This window comes from Synechococcus sp. CCY9202 (genome assembly GCF_034931685.1).
Classification (GTDB): Bacteria; Cyanobacteriota; Cyanobacteriia; order PCC-6307; family Cyanobiaceae; genus CBW1002.
Window position 1 is genome coordinate 1 of record NZ_JAYGID010000030.1, and the last position, 16569, is coordinate 16569.

17 protein-coding genes and 1 tRNA gene are annotated in these 16569 nt (G+C 64.7%); 10 read left to right on the forward strand and 8 right to left on the reverse strand.

The genetic code is table 11. The features are described 5' to 3' along the window. Positions 1-1322: 1322 nt before the first annotated feature. Positions 1323-2771 carry a glycoside hydrolase 100 family protein gene (locus tag VB777_RS04000; protein ID WP_197158831.1) on the forward strand — a complete coding sequence of 483 codons (1449 nt, stop codon included), beginning with the start codon at positions 1323-1325 and terminating at the stop codon, positions 2769-2771. Positions 2772-2905: 134 nt separating this feature from the next. On the opposite strand, the gene petD is transcribed toward VB777_RS04000, so the two are convergent. Continuing rightward, on the reverse strand, positions 2906-3388 hold the full coding sequence (gene petD / locus VB777_RS04005) for a cytochrome b6-f complex subunit IV (protein ID WP_197158830.1): 483 nt from the start codon (positions 3386-3388) through the stop codon (positions 2906-2908). 162 nt (positions 3389-3550) lie between these two features. Then, complete coding sequence (gene petB / locus VB777_RS04010) at positions 3551-4225, reverse strand: cytochrome b6 (protein ID WP_323247257.1); 675 nt, start codon at positions 4223-4225, stop codon at positions 3551-3553. A 122-nt stretch (positions 4226-4347) separates the two neighbouring features. Here petB and ctpZ point away from each other — a divergent pair, with 122 nt between their 5' ends. Genes ctpZ through VB777_RS04025 form a run of 3 tightly spaced genes read left to right on the forward strand, consistent with a single transcriptional unit; the run spans position 4348 to position 7637 of the window. Then, the gene (gene ctpZ / locus VB777_RS04015; RefSeq protein WP_416238306.1) at positions 4348-5613 is read left to right on the forward strand and encodes a carboxyl-terminal processing protease CtpZ; all 1266 of its coding nucleotides are present in this window, start codon (positions 4348-4350) and stop codon (positions 5611-5613) included. Beyond that, positions 5613-6863: an HD domain-containing protein gene (locus VB777_RS04020; RefSeq protein WP_323247261.1), complete on the forward strand. Its 1251-nt coding sequence runs from the start codon at positions 5613-5615 to the stop codon at positions 6861-6863. The genes ctpZ and VB777_RS04020 overlap by 1 nt, the downstream gene beginning before the upstream one ends. A gap of 27 nt (positions 6864-6890) precedes the next feature. Further along, positions 6891-7637 (forward strand): septum site-determining protein MinC, encoded by a 747-nt coding sequence (locus tag VB777_RS04025; protein WP_323247263.1) that lies wholly within the window; start codon positions 6891-6893, stop codon positions 7635-7637. On the opposite strand, the gene VB777_RS04030 is transcribed toward VB777_RS04025, so the two are convergent. From VB777_RS04030 to VB777_RS04040, 3 genes are read right to left on the reverse strand one after another with little or no spacing between them, the layout of a single operon-like run. Then, a complete protein-coding gene (locus VB777_RS04030; RefSeq protein WP_323247265.1) occupies positions 7627-8256 on the reverse strand; it encodes a chromate transporter in 630 nt (209 codons plus the stop codon). The genes VB777_RS04025 and VB777_RS04030 overlap by 11 nt on opposite strands. After that, entirely contained in the window at positions 8256-8879 is a 624-nt protein-coding gene (locus tag VB777_RS04035; RefSeq protein ID WP_323247267.1) for a chromate transporter, read from the reverse strand. Before VB777_RS04035 ends, VB777_RS04030 begins: the two co-directional genes overlap by 1 nt. Beyond that, on the reverse strand, positions 8879-9901 hold the full coding sequence (locus VB777_RS04040; protein ID WP_323247269.1) for a phospholipase D-like domain-containing protein: 1023 nt from the start codon (positions 9899-9901) through the stop codon (positions 8879-8881). Before VB777_RS04040 ends, VB777_RS04035 begins: the two co-directional genes overlap by 1 nt. A 128-nt stretch (positions 9902-10029) precedes the next feature. Between VB777_RS04040 and minD the strand changes: the two genes are divergently transcribed. The 4 genes from minD to VB777_RS04060 all read left to right on the forward strand — a co-directional run bounded on the left by minD (position 10030) and on the right by VB777_RS04060 (position 11553). Further along, positions 10030-10848 carry a septum site-determining protein MinD gene (gene minD / locus VB777_RS04045; protein WP_197158825.1) on the forward strand — a complete coding sequence of 273 codons (819 nt, stop codon included), beginning with the start codon at positions 10030-10032 and terminating at the stop codon, positions 10846-10848. Between the two features lie 4 nt (positions 10849-10852). Beyond that, complete coding sequence (gene minE, locus VB777_RS04050) at positions 10853-11152, forward strand: cell division topological specificity factor MinE (protein ID WP_323247271.1); 300 nt, start codon at positions 10853-10855, stop codon at positions 11150-11152. 77 nt (positions 11153-11229) lie between these two features. After that, positions 11230-11451 (forward strand): helix-turn-helix transcriptional regulator, encoded by a 222-nt coding sequence (locus VB777_RS04055; protein ID WP_323247272.1) that lies wholly within the window; start codon positions 11230-11232, stop codon positions 11449-11451. Between the two features lie 30 nt (positions 11452-11481). Further along, positions 11482-11553 (forward strand) — tRNA-Thr (locus tag VB777_RS04060). Positions 11554-11664: 111 nt separating this feature from the next. Here VB777_RS04060 and VB777_RS04065 read toward each other — a convergent pair. Continuing rightward, a complete protein-coding gene (locus VB777_RS04065; protein ID WP_323247274.1) occupies positions 11665-12012 on the reverse strand; it encodes an STAS domain-containing protein in 348 nt (115 codons plus the stop codon). Positions 12013-12225: 213 nt separating this feature from the next. Here VB777_RS04065 and VB777_RS04070 point away from each other — a divergent pair, with 213 nt between their 5' ends. Continuing rightward, the gene (locus VB777_RS04070; RefSeq protein ID WP_323247435.1) at positions 12226-13947 is read left to right on the forward strand and encodes an EAL domain-containing protein; all 1722 of its coding nucleotides are present in this window, start codon (positions 12226-12228) and stop codon (positions 13945-13947) included. A gap of 70 nt (positions 13948-14017) precedes the next feature. Beyond that, positions 14018-15631, forward strand: coding sequence for a diguanylate cyclase (locus VB777_RS04075; protein ID WP_323247276.1), 1614 nt, complete (start codon positions 14018-14020; stop codon positions 15629-15631). 158 nt (positions 15632-15789) lie between these two features. Here VB777_RS04075 and VB777_RS04080 read toward each other — a convergent pair whose 3' ends face one another. Next, positions 15790-15945 (reverse strand): hypothetical protein, encoded by a 156-nt coding sequence (locus VB777_RS04080; protein ID WP_323247278.1) that lies wholly within the window; start codon positions 15943-15945, stop codon positions 15790-15792. A 3-nt stretch (positions 15946-15948) separates the two neighbouring features. Then, positions 15949-16536, reverse strand: a complete 588-nt coding sequence (locus VB777_RS04085) for an L-threonylcarbamoyladenylate synthase (RefSeq protein WP_323247280.1) — start codon at positions 16534-16536, stop codon at positions 15949-15951. Between the last annotated feature and the right edge of the window lie 33 nt (positions 16537-16569).

Sequence of the window (16569 nt, forward strand, 5' to 3'; positions counted from 1 at the left end):
AGCTCTAAACTTTCGCTTGAGCTTTCATCGCAGAGAAGTTTGTCGCTCACCCAAATCCTGCACTGGCGCACAGTCTTCAGTTGGGACCACCTTTCGACTGACCGAAAGGGTTCGAGAGTGCACACAATTATTTAGCCTTCCTTCTGGACTTCTCCATTTGGATCTCTCCTCATGGTTCTTTCCTTTCGGTTCGCTTCACAATCCCGTGACTTTCCCAGATCTCAGATCCGGTTCGCTTCAGTCACCCACAGCTGGTTTTCACCCAGTTCTGACCCAAGGCGTGAGACCTCAAGGCAGCACCACATCACCGCAGGTTCCCGTCGCTTAAAATGTTTGACGGGACCTCACACCTCTACCGCTCGTTTCGTCATCCTCGACACCGCATCAAACGGGCTTTGACTCCACACTGGCGCCAGCACAAGGCTGGTCCACTGCGAACTCAGAACCGTTCGATCCGATCAAAATGACGCGGTAGAAGCGTCAGTTCCTAAACTTTTCAATTGTCCAGGTGCTGCCTCCACTCCCTTGGCCTCTCGGCTCCGGGTCGTCTCGGCGCGTCGCCTCTCAGCGACTCAGGAAACCTACAACACCGGTGGCTCGCGCCTCCTTCGTCGTAAGCACGCACCCTTCACCCTTCCAGGCAAACGGCACTCGCCCTCAGTGCCTCGCGGCACCGAAGACTCTGCGTTTCCACCGGTGCTCTCGCTCCCGGTGTGCTGCGCAGTCCAAAACCATACCCCATTCACCTTCGATTGCGCAAGCCCCCACTGATGGGGCCTTTCACCGCTTGCCTGGCAGTCCCGACCTCTGAAAGCCAGCTCAGCCGGACCGGCGCCGGCCGAAGCATCTTCATTGGAAGGCACAGGGGCCTGGAGCAGCGACGAATCAAGCGCCAGAGGGGAACAGGCAGGAAACAGAGAAAGGGGAAGGCAGGGATGGTCGGACAAAACCCGGAACCCCTGAGCACCCTGATCTGGTCGACAGGCTGGGCGGACCTCCGCTCAGACTCAGACGCGAGCGGGGCAGGGACGTCTGAACCTTTGTTGCATGCCAAGACAGCTGCAGTCGCAGACACAACCCAAGTCCAAGCTCCCGATCCAGGCCTGGACCACATCGCCAGCTACGGATCCAGCCCTGGCCCTGAGATCTCCTTCTTGGACCTGAGACCTCCTTCTTAAACCTTGCAGGGCTGCGCCGAAGCAGCTGTGCGCATGGAAAGCTCTGCTGCAGCGATCAGGCCCCATGCATTCCTGAATTGTTCCAGCCGTGGTTCATGGCCGGTACAACGTTTCTACCGTTGGCCCAAGCTCCCATGGAGGCCCGTGTCCCGACCGTTCAGCCAACAGCACCAAAGGGTTCGGCCCAGCTCCAAAGAAGACGCCGTGGTGATCCGCGCCCAGGAGCACTTCGAGCGCACCCTGGTGAGGGTCAAGGGTGAACTGGTGGGATCGGTGGCCGCGCTCGACCATCCGCGCCGCTCCGGAGAGGCCAATTACGGCGAGGTGTTCCTGCGGGACAACGTGCCGGTGATGATTTACCTGCTGCTGCAGGGCCGTTTTGAGGTGGTGCGCAACTTCCTCTCTGTCTCGCTGGAACTGCAGAGCAACGACATCAAGACCCGCGGTGTGTTTCCCACCAGCTTTGTGGAGCAGGACGGGGTCGTGCTGGCCGACTACGGCCAGCGATCGATCGGACGGATCACCTCAGTCGACGCCAGCCTGTGGTGGCCCATCCTCTGCTGGCTGTATGTGAAGCGCAGCCGTGACATGGAATTCGGTGCCAGTCAGCAGGTGCAACGCGGCGTGCAGTTGCTGCTGGACCTGGTGCTGCATCCCACCTTTGAGGGCACGCCCGTGCTGTTCGTGCCGGACTGTGCCTTCATGATTGATCGTCCGATGGATGTCTGGGGCAACCCGCTGGAGGTGGAGGTGCTCCTCTACGGCTGCCTGCGCAGCTGCTGCCACCTGATGGAACTGGCCCAGCGTGACCGCATGAGCCGACTGCTGCATCAGCGGATCGAACTCACCCAGGAGTGGATGCATGATCTGCGATCCTTCCTGCTGAAGCACTACTGGGTGACCAGCAAAACGGTACAGGTTCTGCGGCGCCGGCCCACCGAGCAGTACGGCGACCACCAGCACGAGAACGAGTTCAATGTGCAGCCTCAGGTGATCCCCCCTTGGCTGCAGGACTGGCTCGAGAACCGGGGCGGCTACCTGATCGGCAATATGCGCACCGGCCGGCCGGACTTCCGCTTCTACAGCCTCGGCAACTCCCTCGCCTGTCTGTTCGGCCTGATCACGGCACCCCAGCAGCGGGCCCTGTTCCGGCTGGTGCTGCACAACCGCGAACATCTGATGGCGCAGATGCCGATGCGCATCTGCCATCCCCCCATGGAGGCCGACGAATGGATGAATAAAACGGGATCAGACCCAAAGAACTGGCCCTGGAGTTATCACAACGGCGGGCACTGGCCCAGTCTGCTCTGGTATCTGGCCGGTGCTGTGCTTCTGCATGAGCAGCGCCACCCCGAGGCGGACGTGCTGCTGATGGGTCAGATGCGGGCCATGATGGAAGAGTGCTACTGGGCCCAGCTCAACCAGCTGCCGCGTCAGCAATGGGCCGAGTACTTCGACGGACCCACCGGCACCTGGGTGGGTCAGCAGGCACGTACCTACCAGACCTGGACGATCGTGGGCTTTCTGCTGCTGCACCACATGCTGCGAGTCAACCCCAGCCAGGTGAGCCTGATTGATATTGAGACCCCTTGAAGAAAGAGCAGCGCAACCCAGCCTGGTCAGATAGCGAGCGATGCACGTGCAACTAATTCGCTGCATGAAAAAACCCCGGAATCTACCGGGGCTTCATTAGTAGCAGACTGTTTGCTCGTCGTTATAGCAGCTGATCAGAACAGGCCGAGGGTCAGAGATTTGTCGATCGGCAAAGCGGCTCCAATGCCGAGATAAATCGTGAAGACGGTGCCGAACAGAAACGCTGCCATGGCGACCGGGCGACGGAAGGGATTCTGGAACTTGTTGAAGCTCTCGATGAAGGGAATCAGCATCAAGCCGAGGGGAACCATCGTCTGCAGAGCAATGCCCAGCAGCTTGTTGGGCACAACCCTCAGGATCTGGAAAACCGGGTACAGGTACCACTCCGGCAGAATTTCGAGAGGAGTGGCAAAGGGATCAGCCTTATCCGCCAGCATGGCGGGATCAAGCACGGCGAGCCCAACCACACAGGCGATGGTGCCCAGGATCACCACCGGGAAGATGTAGAGGAGATCGTTGGGCCAGGCTGGTTCACCGTAATAGTTGTGGCCCATGCCCTTGGCCAGCTTGGCCCTCAGCTTGGGATCGGTGAGGTCAGGCTTCTTGAGGATGTGCATGACGGAGGCCGTGAAAGGGGAGCCGGCAAGCCGGCGTGAACCTGGAGTTGAAAGCTAGGAAGGAGACAGGCTCGAGGGAGGCAGCAAGCCAGACCAGTCCTGCTGGATTGCAACACTTCGCAAACCGGAGCCCAGGCCAAGGGTGGCCTGGACCGGCCTGGATCACAAGGGACCAGAGATTCCTTGCTTGCGAATCATCAGGAAGTGCATGAGCATGAAGACAGCCAGCAGCCAGGGCATCACAAAGGTGTGCAGGCTGTAGAAGCGGGTCAGCGTGGCCTGGCCGACACTTTCACCACCCCGCAGCAGTTCGACCATGAAGTCGCCCACCACAGGAACGGCTGCCGGAACGCCACTGACGATCTTCACGGCCCAATAGCCCACCTGATCCCAGGGGAGCGAGTAGCCGGTGACACCGAACGACACGGTGATCACGGCCATGGTGACGCCAGTGACCCAGGTGAGCTCACGGGGACGTTTGAAACCACCGGTGAGATAGACGCGGAACACATGAAGAATCAGCATCAGCACCATCATCGAGGCGCTCCAACGGTGGACCGAACGGATCAGCCAGCCAAAACTGACATCCGTCATCAGGTACTGAACCGAAGAGTAGGCCTCAGCGACCGTGGGCTTGTAGTAGAAGGTCATCGCAAACCCAGTGGCGAACTGGATCAGGAAGCAGACCAGAGTGATGCCGCCAAGGCAATAAAAGATATTGACGTGCGGTGGCACGTACTTGGCGGAGATGTCGTCGGCGATCGCCTGGATTTCCAGGCGCTCCTGGAACCAGTCGTATACAGGTGACGACTTTGCGGCAGGAGAGGAATTCGCCATGCAGCGGGCGGCTTTGGTTGCGAGAGTCTACCGACCGCCCGAAACCCTCCGTGAGCGCGCAACGGCAGTCCCCCCCGCCGAACCGAATCCCGTCGCAGAGCCCGCCCAGCCGCAGGCCCTGGCTGGCGTGGGCACGTGAACCCTGGCAGCGCCGGCTGGGACGGGGGCTTGGGCTCACCCTCTTGCTCGTCCTGCTGCTGGCGCCCTGGAGCGCCCCGGCGGCACTGGCCCTCAACGACGCCCAGCAACTGGTGGTGGAAGCCTGGCGGCTGGTGAACCAGAGCTACGTGGATCCCGGCCGCTTCGTGCCGATTCACTGGCGCAGGCTGCGGCAGAAGGCCCTGGAGCAGCCGATCAGCAGCTCGGCGGACGCCTACGCGGCCATCGAAACGATGCTGACCCCACTCGACGACCCCTACACCCGCCTGCTGCGACCCGCCGAATTCAGCACCCTGCAATCCGCCACCCAGCAGGGCACCGTGACCGGCGTGGGCCTGCAGCTTGGCCTGCGTGCCGACGACGAACAGATCGTCGTGATCGCCCCGCTGGACGGCTCTCCGGCTGCCGATGCCCACATCGCCAGCGGTACGGAGGTGCTGGCCGTGGATGGCCTCGACACCACTGGGCTGGGACTCGATCTGACCGCAACCCGGCTGCGGGGCGCTTCCGGCAGCACCGTTCTGGTACAGCTGCGGGACCCGCAGGGTCAGGAGCGGGAGGTCGAACTGGAGCGGCGCCAGGTGGACCTGCGGCCGGTGCGCAGCAAACGGCTGCGCCAGGGCAACCTCACCCTCGGCTACCTGCGCATCACCCAGTTCAGTGAACCGGTGCCGGAACTGGTGCAGCAGGCGATCGCCGACCTCACCGGCAAGGACATCGAAGGCCTGATCCTCGATCTGCGCAACAACTCCGGCGGACTGGTGAGCGCCGGGCTCGCCGTGGCCGACGACCTGCTCAATGGGTCCGTGATCGTGGAGACCGAAGACCGCGGCGGCATCGGGGACCGCCAACAGGCCCATCTCGGCGTGCTCTACGACGGCCCGATGCTCACCCTGGTGAACGGCGGTACGGCCAGTGCCAGCGAGATCCTGGCCGGCGCCCTGCAGGACCAGGAGCGCAGCCGGCTGGTGGGCAGCCGCACCTTCGGCAAGGGCCTGATCCAGACCCTGATTCCCCTGGGAGATGGCAGCGGTCTGGCGGTGACGGTGGCCCGCTACCTCACCCCGGATGGTCGCGACATCCAGAACCAGGGCATTCGGCCTGATCTGGAGCTAAGGGCGCCGGAACCGCTCGATCCGGGGGGGGAGGACGACACCTGGTTGGAGGAGGCCCAGCGGCTGCTGACCCACCAGATCCAGCAGGCACAAGCGCCGACCCAGGCCCAGTGATGGGCCAGCGCACCTATCACGATCCCCTGCATGGGGCCATCCAGCTGGATCGGCAGGATCCGGCCGAAGCCCTGGCGATCGACCTGATCGACACCGCACCGTTCCAGCGGCTGCGCCGGATCCGCCAGCTTGGACCGGCGTTCCTCACCTTTCACGGTGCCGAATCGAGCCGCTTCACCCACTCCCTCGGCGTGCTGCATCTGGCCCGCCTCGCCCTGCAGCGGCTGATCCGCCACGACCCCTCCCTGGAGGAGCACAAGGCGGTGCTGTTTGCCGCGGCCCTGCTCCACGACCTGGGCCACGCCCCCTTGAGCCACACCGGCGAGGACATGTTCGGGCTGCGCCACGAGCGCTGGTCTGCGCGGCTGGTGCGGGATCACCCGGCTCTGCGGCAGCGCCTCGATGCGGAGGGCGCCGGTACCGCCGATGCGGTGGCGGATCTGCTGGAGCACGGCCGCTATCCCCGCCAGGCGATCGGGGCCCTGGTGAGCAGCCAGCTCGACTGCGATCGCCTCGACTACCTGGTGCGGGACAGCTACAGCGCCGGCATCCGCTACGGCCAGCTCGATCTCGAACGCATCCTGGCGGCCCTGACGCTCGCGCCCGACGGCAACCTCGCCCTTCACCCCAAGGGGCTGATGGCGGTGGAGCACTACCTGGTGGTGCGCCAGCTGATGTATCGCAGCGTCTACAACCACCGTCTCAACGTGGTGTGCAACTGGCTGCTCAGCCAGGTGATCGCCGTGGCGCGGCGGCTGGGTCCAGGGCAGGTGTTCAGCGACACGGTGATGGGCCGCTGGCTGTGGCACAGCGACGAGCTGGACCTGGAGACCTACCTGGCCAACGACGACCTGCGCTGCGGCTATCACCTGCTGCGCTGGCGGGAAGAGGGGCCCGAGGAGCTCAGGGAGCCCTGTGCCCGTCTGCTGGATCGGCGCCTGCTCAAGGCCACCGACGTGAGCGATCTGGCCAGCACCCAGCGACTGGAGCTGCTGGCCGAGGTGCAGGGGATGGCCCGGCGCCAGCAGCTGGTGGCGGAACGCTGCTGCGGGCTGCAGCAGAGCCAGAACCGGGGCTATCACCCTTACAAAGGGGGGCTGCGGCTCTGGGATGGGGAACGGCTTGAGGCGCTCGAAACCCGGTCGCCCCTGGTGCGAAGCCTGATCCAACCGGTGGAGCAGGCCTGGCTGATCCATCCTGCGGAGGTACGCGAGCCCTTGCAGCAGCGCCTGGCGGAACTGCACACCTAGCCTTCGCCCCAATCGAATCCGGAACGGATGGCAGCGGTGTTCCTGGCGGAGGCTCCGGGCCAGCCCCACCGGCTGGTGCTGAATGCGACGCCTGATGGGGCCAGCGGCGTCGAGGAGGTGCGCTATGCCCTTGGGGCCTCACCGCCACCGGGCTGGGTGGAACTGGAGGCACTGGATCTGAGCCTCACCCTGCCGCAGCTGCGGGCCATCCAGGAGCTGCTGGACACGGCAGGGCACGCCCTGCTGCGGGTCGTCAGCCGCAGCGACGACACCCTGGTGGCCGCGGCCGCCCTCGGCGTCGAGAGCGGCTGGCCGCCGCCACCGCGGAACGCTGAGCTTGGAGCCGATCCCGGCGAGATCCCTGCCTCAGCAGTGGCTTGCACAACCGGCCAGGAGCTCGAATTCCTGATCCATCGGGGCACCCTGCGCTCCGGGGATCATCTGCAGGCCCCCGGCTCGGTGCTGCTACTGGGGGACGTGAACCCCGGAGCCCGGATCAGCGCCGCCGGCGATGTGCTGGTCTGGGGCCGGCTGCGGGGCGTGGCCCATGCCGGCTGCCAGGGCGATGACCGGGCCCGGATCGTGGCCCTGCAGCTGCGGCCCCTGCAGTTGCGCATCGCCGCGGCCGTGGCCCGGGGCCCTGCGGAGCCGCCACCGCCTGGCCTGGCGGAGGAAGCCCGGTTGATGGACGGAACGATCCGGATCGATCCCGCCGGCCCCCAGCTGCTGCGGCCCGGGGGGAGACTGAGCGCAGCCGAGCGGTTCAGCGGTTGATCAGCCCGAAGCCGCCCAGCACCCCGGCCACCGCCATGAACCACAGGGGGGAGATCCGGGTGCGCAGCATCAGCACACACACCACCACAGACACCACAACCCCGGGGGGGTTGTTATCGGCGGTGTGGAGGATTTTCAGGCCCACCGCGAACAGGATGCCGAGGGTGATCGGCCCCAGACCCCGCTCAAAGGACACACGCCAGGGGGAAGTGCGGAAGCGCTGCCAACCCAGACAGGCCAGCACCATCAGCAGGGTGGAGGGCAGCAGGATGGCGCATTCGGCGCCGTAGGCCGACAGCAACGCCCAGAAGGGACCCTCACGCTGGGCCGCCCCCAGGCCAAGCAGGCCCACGATCATCGAGCTGGGTCCGGGCGCCGCCTCGGCCAGGGCGTAGAGATCGGCGAACTGGGCATTGGTGAGCCAGCAGAACTGCTCGACGCTGAGATGGTGGTATTCGGCCAGCAGGGTGTTGCCGCCCCCCAGGGAAAACAGCGACAACGACAGAAACTCACCGATCACGCGCAGCAAGGTGCCCAGATCCGAAAGGGACGCGGGAGTGCAGGCCTGAGCCGTGGTCAGAAGGTGGGTCGATGGGGACACCCAGATCAGAGGCGGCATCAGGAAGGGCCCGATGGAGTTGTGCCTGGACGGGGCCAGTACCAGGCCATCGCCAGCGGACCCAGGACCAGCACCACCGGAACGAGGCGCAGATGCCCCAGGGTCAGGGCCAGGAAGGTGACGGCCGCCAGCAGCAGGGCCATGCGGTCGTTCAGATAGGTGTGCAGGATCTTGAACCCCATCGACAGGGCCATGCCGGCGGCGGCGGCCACCACGCCGGCAAGCACCCGATCCACCGCCGGCAGCCCATGCAGCTGGAAGTAGGCCAGCCCCACCAGCATCAGCAGAGTGAAGGGCACCAGCAACATGCCGGCCAGGGCCACCAGAGCGCCGGGCAGGCCGCCAAACCTGGTGCCGATGTAGATGGCCATGTTGATCTGATTCGGCCCAGGAAACAGACGGGCCACCGTGAGCCCGGTGATGAAGGCCTCATTGCTCATCCAGCGACGCTGTTCCACCACAATCCGCTGGCTCCAGGCCGACAGGCCACCGCCGAAGGAGGAGAGGGCGACCTGGAGCATGCCGCCGAAGAGGGCCCCCAGCCCGGGGGGCGGGGCCAGGGCGAGATCCTCGTCATTGGGATCCCGATCAGGGAGGACCACGCCCTCAGGAGGGGCACCCATCAGTCGTGCACGAAGTGGGGATCGGGCGGCAGCTCACCCGCCTCATGCAGGCTCGGATCCAGCGGGTCGGGAGCCTCGTATTTGCAGGCCTGGTCCCAGTCGGCCTCGAAGGTGGCCTTGAGGCGCTGCACCACCGCGGGGGCATCACTCTCGATGCCGAGTTCACGCCGCAGGTCGAAGGCGCTGCGGTCGATGTTCATCGAGCCGGTCTGGGCAAAGGCCCCATCCACCAGGATCAATTTGGCGTGCAGCTTGAGGTGCCTCTGCCGGCGCACCTTCACCCCGAAGCGCCGCATCACCCGCAGGGAGGAGAAGGTGTCGTAGATGTCCCAATCACTGATGCCGTGCTTGCCGCCGCACAGCACCCGCACCTTCACGCCCCGCTCCCGCGCCGACAGGATGCGCTCGAGGATCACCGCATCCACGAACTTGGGATGCTGGATCCAGAGGGTGCGACGGGCGGCGTCAACGATGCGGGCCATCTGGCCTCGGCTGTGCATGCTGCTCCACACCAGGCCCACGGAGAGATCGGGCTGGAAGAAGGTGCGGTTCCAGTCGGCCTCGAAGCCAGCGATCACCTGCTCGATCACCGGCGCCGCGTAGGTGACCACGCCGTAGTCGCGGGTCTGGGTGAAATATTTGTCTGAGAGGTTGAAGGTGGCGATCAGGGCACAGTCGCGATCCACCACCAGCGACTTCTCATGGGTCACCGGAAAGGCCTCGCTGGTCCAGGCCACGGCAATCCCCCAGCCCTGCAGGCGGGCGTAGGTCTCGTCGTTCCAGCGGTCGCCGCCGGAGGTGTGGGGATTGAGCATCACGCGCACCTGCACGCCCCGCTGCTGCGCCCGCAACAGGGCCTGCTCCACCGCCTCGGACTGGAGCTTGAACTGCTTGAGACGCAGCTCCGAACGGGCCTGGTCGATCAGCGCCACCACCGCATCGGCTCCGTCGTCCGGCATCACGATCAGGTGCTGATGGCTGCGGATCGGCACCGGCGGCGATGCGGCTGTCGATTCGGCCACGCGTCTATCCCGGGCAGGGGGAAGGGAAGGAACCCCGTTCTATCGGGGTCCGGGTCCGGTGGCCCGCATCAGGCAGCACCACCAGTGCCTGGTGATGGCCTTAACCTGCTGCAACGCCAGCCAGTGCCGTGACCGCCGCCCCGACGCGCATCATCCTGATCTGCTCTGGAAAAGGCGGAGTGGGCAAGACGACCCTCACCGCCAACCTGGGCATCGCTCTGGCCCGCCAGGGCTCCCGCACCGCTGTGCTGGACGCCGATTTCGGCCTGCGCAACCTCGATCTCCTGCTGGGGCTCGAGAACCGGATCGTCTACACCGCCCAGGAGGTGCTCGCCGAGACCTGCCGCCTGGAGCAGGCGCTGGTGAAGCACAAGCAGGAACCCAACCTGGCTCTTCTGCCGGCGGGCAACCCGCGGATGCTGGAGTGGCTCACCCCGGAGGACATGCAGCGGATCGTCGCCCTGCTGGCCGAGCGCTTCGACATCGTGCTGATCGACTGCCCCGCCGGTATCGAAGACGGCTTCCGCAATGCCGCCGCCGCGGCCCGCGAGGCGATTGTGGTGACCACCCCGGAGGTGTCCGCCGTGCGGGATGCCGATCGGGTGATCGGGCTGCTCAACACCCAGGGGATTGAGCCGATCCAGCTGGTGCTCAACCGGGTGCGGCCCAAGATGATGCTCAACCAGGAGATGCTGGCGGTGAGCGATGTCACCGACATCCTGGCGCTCCCGCTCCTGGGGTTGGTTCTCGAGGACGAGCAGGTGATCGTCTCCACCAACCGGGGCGAGCCGCTCACCCTGAACGGCAACGGCTCACCGGCCGCCAAGGCCTACCACAACATCGCCCGGCGGCTGCGGGGCGAGACCGTCCCCCTGATCGATCCGGCCAAGGAGGGACAGGGCCTGCGGGCCAAGCTCGGCCGACTCATGCAGACCCGGATTTTCTGAACCGATGACCCTGCGCGATTTCATCAACCGACTGCTGGGTCGTCAGCCCGCCAGCGCCACCATGGCCAAGCAGCGGTTGCAGCTGGTGCTGGCCCACGACCGCAGCGACCTCAACCCGGAGCTGCTCGAGAAGATGCGGAGCGAGATCCTTGAGGTGGTGTCCCGCTACGTGGAGATCGATGTGGAGGGGGGCGATGTCAGCCTTGAAACCGAAGACCGCGTCACCGCCCTGGTGGCCAACCTGCCGATCAAGCGAGCCCGTGCCGTCCCCCTGACCGCCGTCGCTGAGCAAGCGGAAGGCTGAGCCAGCGCATTGCTGAGCCGCCAGAACGCTGAGCCTGTCCGCCCTGGGGAATCCTGCAGACAGCTCAACCCGGATCGATGGCTCTCTGCACCAACACCGCTGCTTTCCCCCTGTCTCCGCTCACCCGGGCGGAACAGCGGGTGCTGCAGCAGCTGCGCTGTGGCTTCAGCAACAAGGGCATCGCCGCTGTGCTGGTGGTGAGTCCGCGCACCGTCGAGAGCCACATCTCGAACCTGCTGGCCAAGACCGGTTGCCGCAACCGCACCCAACTGCTCCTATGGGCGCTGGGGGAGCGATAAAGTCAGCTCGGGCCTGAGGGCCCGGCCCTTGCCGGCTTAGCTCAGCGGTAGAGCAGCGCTTTTGTAAAGCGAAGGTCATCGGTTCAAATCCGTTAGCCGGCTTCCTGACTCCCCGAACAGGTGCGTTCCTGGAGTCCGTGTTCAGGCACGGACCACGGCGGCCCGAGGAACGATCTGACGCAATCGCTTGAGTCTGGGCCCTCAACTGGCAGGCTACGACCGCTCGCCATCCTCCAGAAAACCTGTCTGCTCGACATGCAGCAGGCACTCGGCACTGCTGGGGAAGATCCGGAACACCTGGATGGTGCCGGTGGTCTCCAGAATCACTCGCAGCTGACTGCTGAGGCTGCAGAGGAAGAGCTCCTGCCCCTGCCGGCGCAGCATCTTGAGTGCGGTGATCAGGCAGGAGAAGCCGCTGCTGTCCATGAAGGTGATGGCGCCGCAGTCGATCAGCACAGAGCGGGGATCGCCCACCGTGAGGCTGTGAATACGGTCACGCAGATCGGCACCGGTATCGGCGTTGATGAAGCCCTTCGGCCGAAGGATGTGCAGTTCAGCCATGGGTCTTCGGCGCCCGGTGCGGACAGTCAAGGGTCAAGGGCACCACGTCACCATCGTCGCAGCCAGCCGCAGCTCACACCCCCATGGGCCACTGAAGGGCCAGGATGATCACAGACCAGACCTATCTGGACCCTCTGTCCTGGTGCCCACCGGTTCGATGGCCAACGACCAAGAGCTGCCTCCTCCGGTGCTGCCTGAGCATGAGGGCGCGTCCTGCCGGTTCCCCCCACCCTGCCCACCACGGCGAGCCTGGAGGCTGCCCTGGAAGCGATGCGTTCCAGCCTTCGAGAGGCGAGCGACGCCTCAACGGACGAGGAACAGCTCACCGGCAACTGCGTGCTGGTGCTGGAAGGGCAGCAACTGGTCGGGATTCTCACCGAACGGGACGCGGTGCGGTGGGCGTTGAGCGACCGGCCCCCCAACGAGATCCTGCTGGGTGCGGTGATGACCCATCCGGTGATCAGCAGGCAGCGGCATGAATGCCTCGACATCCTGGCGACCATGAGCCTGCTGCGCCGGCAGCGGATCCGCCACCTGCCGATCGTCGACGAACGGAACCAGCCAGCGGGCATCGTCACCATCACCAGCCTCAATCGTGTCCTGAAGGAGACCTTCTTCCTGCGGTTTCGACAGGCGGTGGAAGTGATGAGCACCACCGTTGTGACGGTGCGCCCCCAGGACACACTGCGGCAGGCCATTCAGACCATGGCGCTGCGGGGAATCAGCTGCGTGGTGGTGACGGAACCGATCCCCGGCCGACGTGGGCCCAGCCGTGAACGCCCGATCGGCATTCTCACCGAACGCGACATCCTCCAGATGCGCCGACTTGCGCTCGCCATCAGCACAACGCGGGTCGACGAGGTGATGAGCGCCCCTCTCGCCTGTATTCACCCCGCCGACGACCTGGCCGCCGTGCGGGATCGGATGCAGAAACTTCGCATCAGGCGGATGGTGGTGGCCAATGATGACGGCGAACTGGTGGGCCTGATCACCGAAAGTAATCTGATGCAGAGCATCGATCCGGTGGATCTCTATGGCGTCTACGAGATTCTGCAGCGGCAGGTGACCATCCTCCGCGAGGGCCAGTTCCAGCTGCTGAGTCGTCAGCGCTTCGATCTCTCCCGTGCGCTGGCCAACGGAGAATTCAGACTGGTGTATCAGCCGCTGCTGAATCTGAGCCAGGGAAAGATCCGATCGGCCGAGGCCCTGATCCGCTGGACATCACCCCAGCACGGCACGGTTCCCCCCTGCGATTTCATCCCCCTGGCGGAGCATTCGGGCTTCATCGTGGAGCTGGGGGATTGGATTCTCGAAACCGCCTGTCAACAGATTCACCACTGGCTGCAGGCAGGCGGTCAGCCGATCCAGATTGCCGTGAACGTGACGGCCCATCAACTTCTGGAACCTCAGTTCGTGGCCAAGCTGCTGGGCATCGTGGAGCGTGCCGGCATCCCCCCGGCCCTGTTGAAACTGGAACTCACCGAAAGCGTGCTGGTGGAGAACACCATGGCAACGGCCCACTGTTTCCAGGAACTCCAGAAGCAAGGCATCCAGATCGCCATCGACGACTTCGGCACCGGCTATGCGTCGCTCTCCTATCTACAGCACTTCAGCTTCGATACGCTCAAGGTGGATCAGAGTTTCGTGCGCGGCATCCACACCAACCCCAAGGCTCAGGTGATCGTGCATTCCGTGCTCGACATGGCCGAAAAAATGGGATTCACAACCGTCGCCGAAGGAGTGGAATTTCCTGAAGAACTGCAGTGGCTTCGCAATGCCGGCTGCCAGGTGATTCAGGGCTATCTGATTGGCAAACCCTTGCCGCCCGAACAATGGAGGCCTGAGTGGTTGTCCGGTGCTCTCTTGCCTCCGATCGGCGCCACGACCGAATCAGATCGTCATGGGGAGGCTCAAGAAGCTCTCTCAAGCCAATGAGGTTGCGTTGCGTCGCCGGTAGACAACCATGAGTCCGGCAGGGGAAGACGGTTCAGGGCTGGGCTTGCCCTTGCCGTGGAAGCCGAATCTGTCACGGGCCCTGCGACCACGGCGCCTGCTGCAGGAGTTCCTGCCGATCGTGGCCCTGCTGAGCGGTCTCCTCAGCCTCGGGATCTGGCCATTGGTGCACTCCATCGAAGAAGCCGAGCTGGCCACTCTGCGAGCAGAAGCCCAGGGAGCTCTGCAGGAATCCAGACGGGACCTCAATTGGCGCTTCTTCGAAACCCTGGCTGACATTCGGGTCATCAGCCAACTGCCACGGGTCCGAGAAGCTGTGAACAACCCTTCACCGGATCGGCTGCTGGTCCTGAACGGAATCTTCCACACCTTCATGGAGTCCTATGGCCGCTACAGCGCCTTCAGCCTGATCAACCGGCAGGGGACAGCGGTGGTGCAGGAGACCATGACGGGCCTGGTATCCCCTCGGCTGCCATCCGAGCGGAACACATCCACAACCTGTGGAGAGATCACCCACGAGCATCCCTCCTTGCTGGCCAAAGCATGGTCCTTGCCCGCCGGGCAGTTTGTCGTCAGCTCCGTGTATCACCACAAGGTGGCCAATCAAGGCTGTGAACCCCTACTGGCGTTGGCCGTTCCCCAGGCCGATGCAACGGGGAAGGTTCGATTTGTCATGCTGGTGCATGTTCTTCTCAGCCCATTGCTGCAGGAACAACGCCGGATCCTTCAGCTTCACCACACATCTGCACTGACGGCGATTCTCGATGCTCAAGGCCATCTGATCAACAGCAACACACCCGGATTCAGAACCAGAAGTGCTCCAGATGGCTGGAGTGCAAGACCGGATCTGGACACCTGGCGATCGATCCAGCACACCTTGTTCCAAGAGCGCGCCACCCAAGGCTCTCTGCTGGTGGACAAGCAAGGCCTGTTCATCTTTGCCCAGGTGAACCCGCTGAATACCGAGCAGGTCCTGGTTCAATCAGGCAAAGGCGTGATCCGGCCGAGCCGCCGGATCCTGGCCATGGAACCCCAGGCCTGGCCCTGGGTGTTGCTCATTCAGATCCCGACCAAGAGCCTCCAGGCTCGCGAATTCCTGGGACAGAGCGGCAGCGGAACGCTGCTGGTGGTGCTGTATCTGAGCACCGCACTGCTGGCCCTGAGCCTGGCCTACGCCCGTCTGCTGGGCAAGATCGGCCACGAGGAGGAGCAGCGCCACAGCGCCGAACTCGAGCTGCTGGCCCGCACCGACAGCCTCACCGGTCTGCCCAATCGCCGCAGCCTCGAGGAGCTGGCCAGTTACGAACTGGCGCGGTGGCAGCGTCACCGCATCCCGCTGGCGATCCTGATGCTGGATCTGGATCATTTCAAGTCCGTCAATGACCAGTACGGCCATGCGGTGGGCGATGCCGTGCTGGTGGCCTTCAGCCGCAGCTGCCAGGCGGAACTGCGCAACACCGACACCCTCGCCCGCTGGGGCGGCGAGGAATTCCTGGCCCTTCTCCCCAACACCGACCGTTGCCAGGCCGAGACCCTGGCCGAACGACTCCGCCAGGCCGTTGCAGCGATATCCATCGCGACATTGCGCATCACCACCTCGATCGGGATCGCCACCTGCCATGACGATTCCGGCAACTTCGACAACCCTGTTGCGAGAAGCGGATGAGGCTCTCTATGCCGCCAAGGAAGCCGGTCGCAACTGTATCCGCCACGCAGCGACTGGCCTGCAGACACCCTCAGAATGGGGATGAGTGTTCGGGGCTGGCTGCTCGGGGCTGGCTGTTGGGAAAGAACAGAGGACGCGCGCTGATCCCTGATAGCTGGTCAGCGTTCGCCTGCAAACATCCAGACAGCGGCGGCCAGCACCAACCAACCCAGGGGCGCCAGGTTGAACAGCTCGGTGCCAATCCCCATCAGTGGGGTCAGAAACCAGTGCACCACGGCCATGGTCAGCGCCACCACCAGGGCCAGAATCGCCATCGTTCAGAGGTGCCCCAGCGCTGTCGGCAGTACAGCACCCTGGCGCAGCACGTGCCACTCTCCCGGTTCTCTCCAAGCCACCACCGAGCTGGCCTGGCCGGACGCCACCGGCCAAGGCAGAGGAGCCAGTAAGGGCAAGTCCGGAAACTGATCAGCCGCCTCCTCTGCTGTGGTGGCCGCCGGTTCGCCTGAGCGGTTGGCACTGGTGGTGGCCAGCGGGCCGCTCAAGCGCAGCAGGGAGCGGATGGCCGCACAGTCGGGCACCCGCAGCCCGAGGCTGTGGCCGCCGGGATGGAGCGCCTCCACCAGGGCGCCGCGGCACGGCAGCACCAGGGTGAGAGCCCCCGGCCAGCCCTGCTCGGCCAGGGCGAGCCACTCCTCCTGCCACACCAGAGCCAGGCTGCGGCGGAACTGATCCAGATCCGCCGCCATCAGGATCAGCGGCTTGTCCGGGGGCCGGTGCTTGAGACGCCAGATCTGGGCCGCATGCTCCGGCCGTGCCGCCAGGGCGGGCAGGGTGTCGGTGGGGAGGAGGGCTGCGCCCCCCTGCTGCAATCGCGCCGCCAGGGCAGGGGCATCGAACACGGTCATGGCGGAATGGCGGACGGAAACCGCGACGGCGCG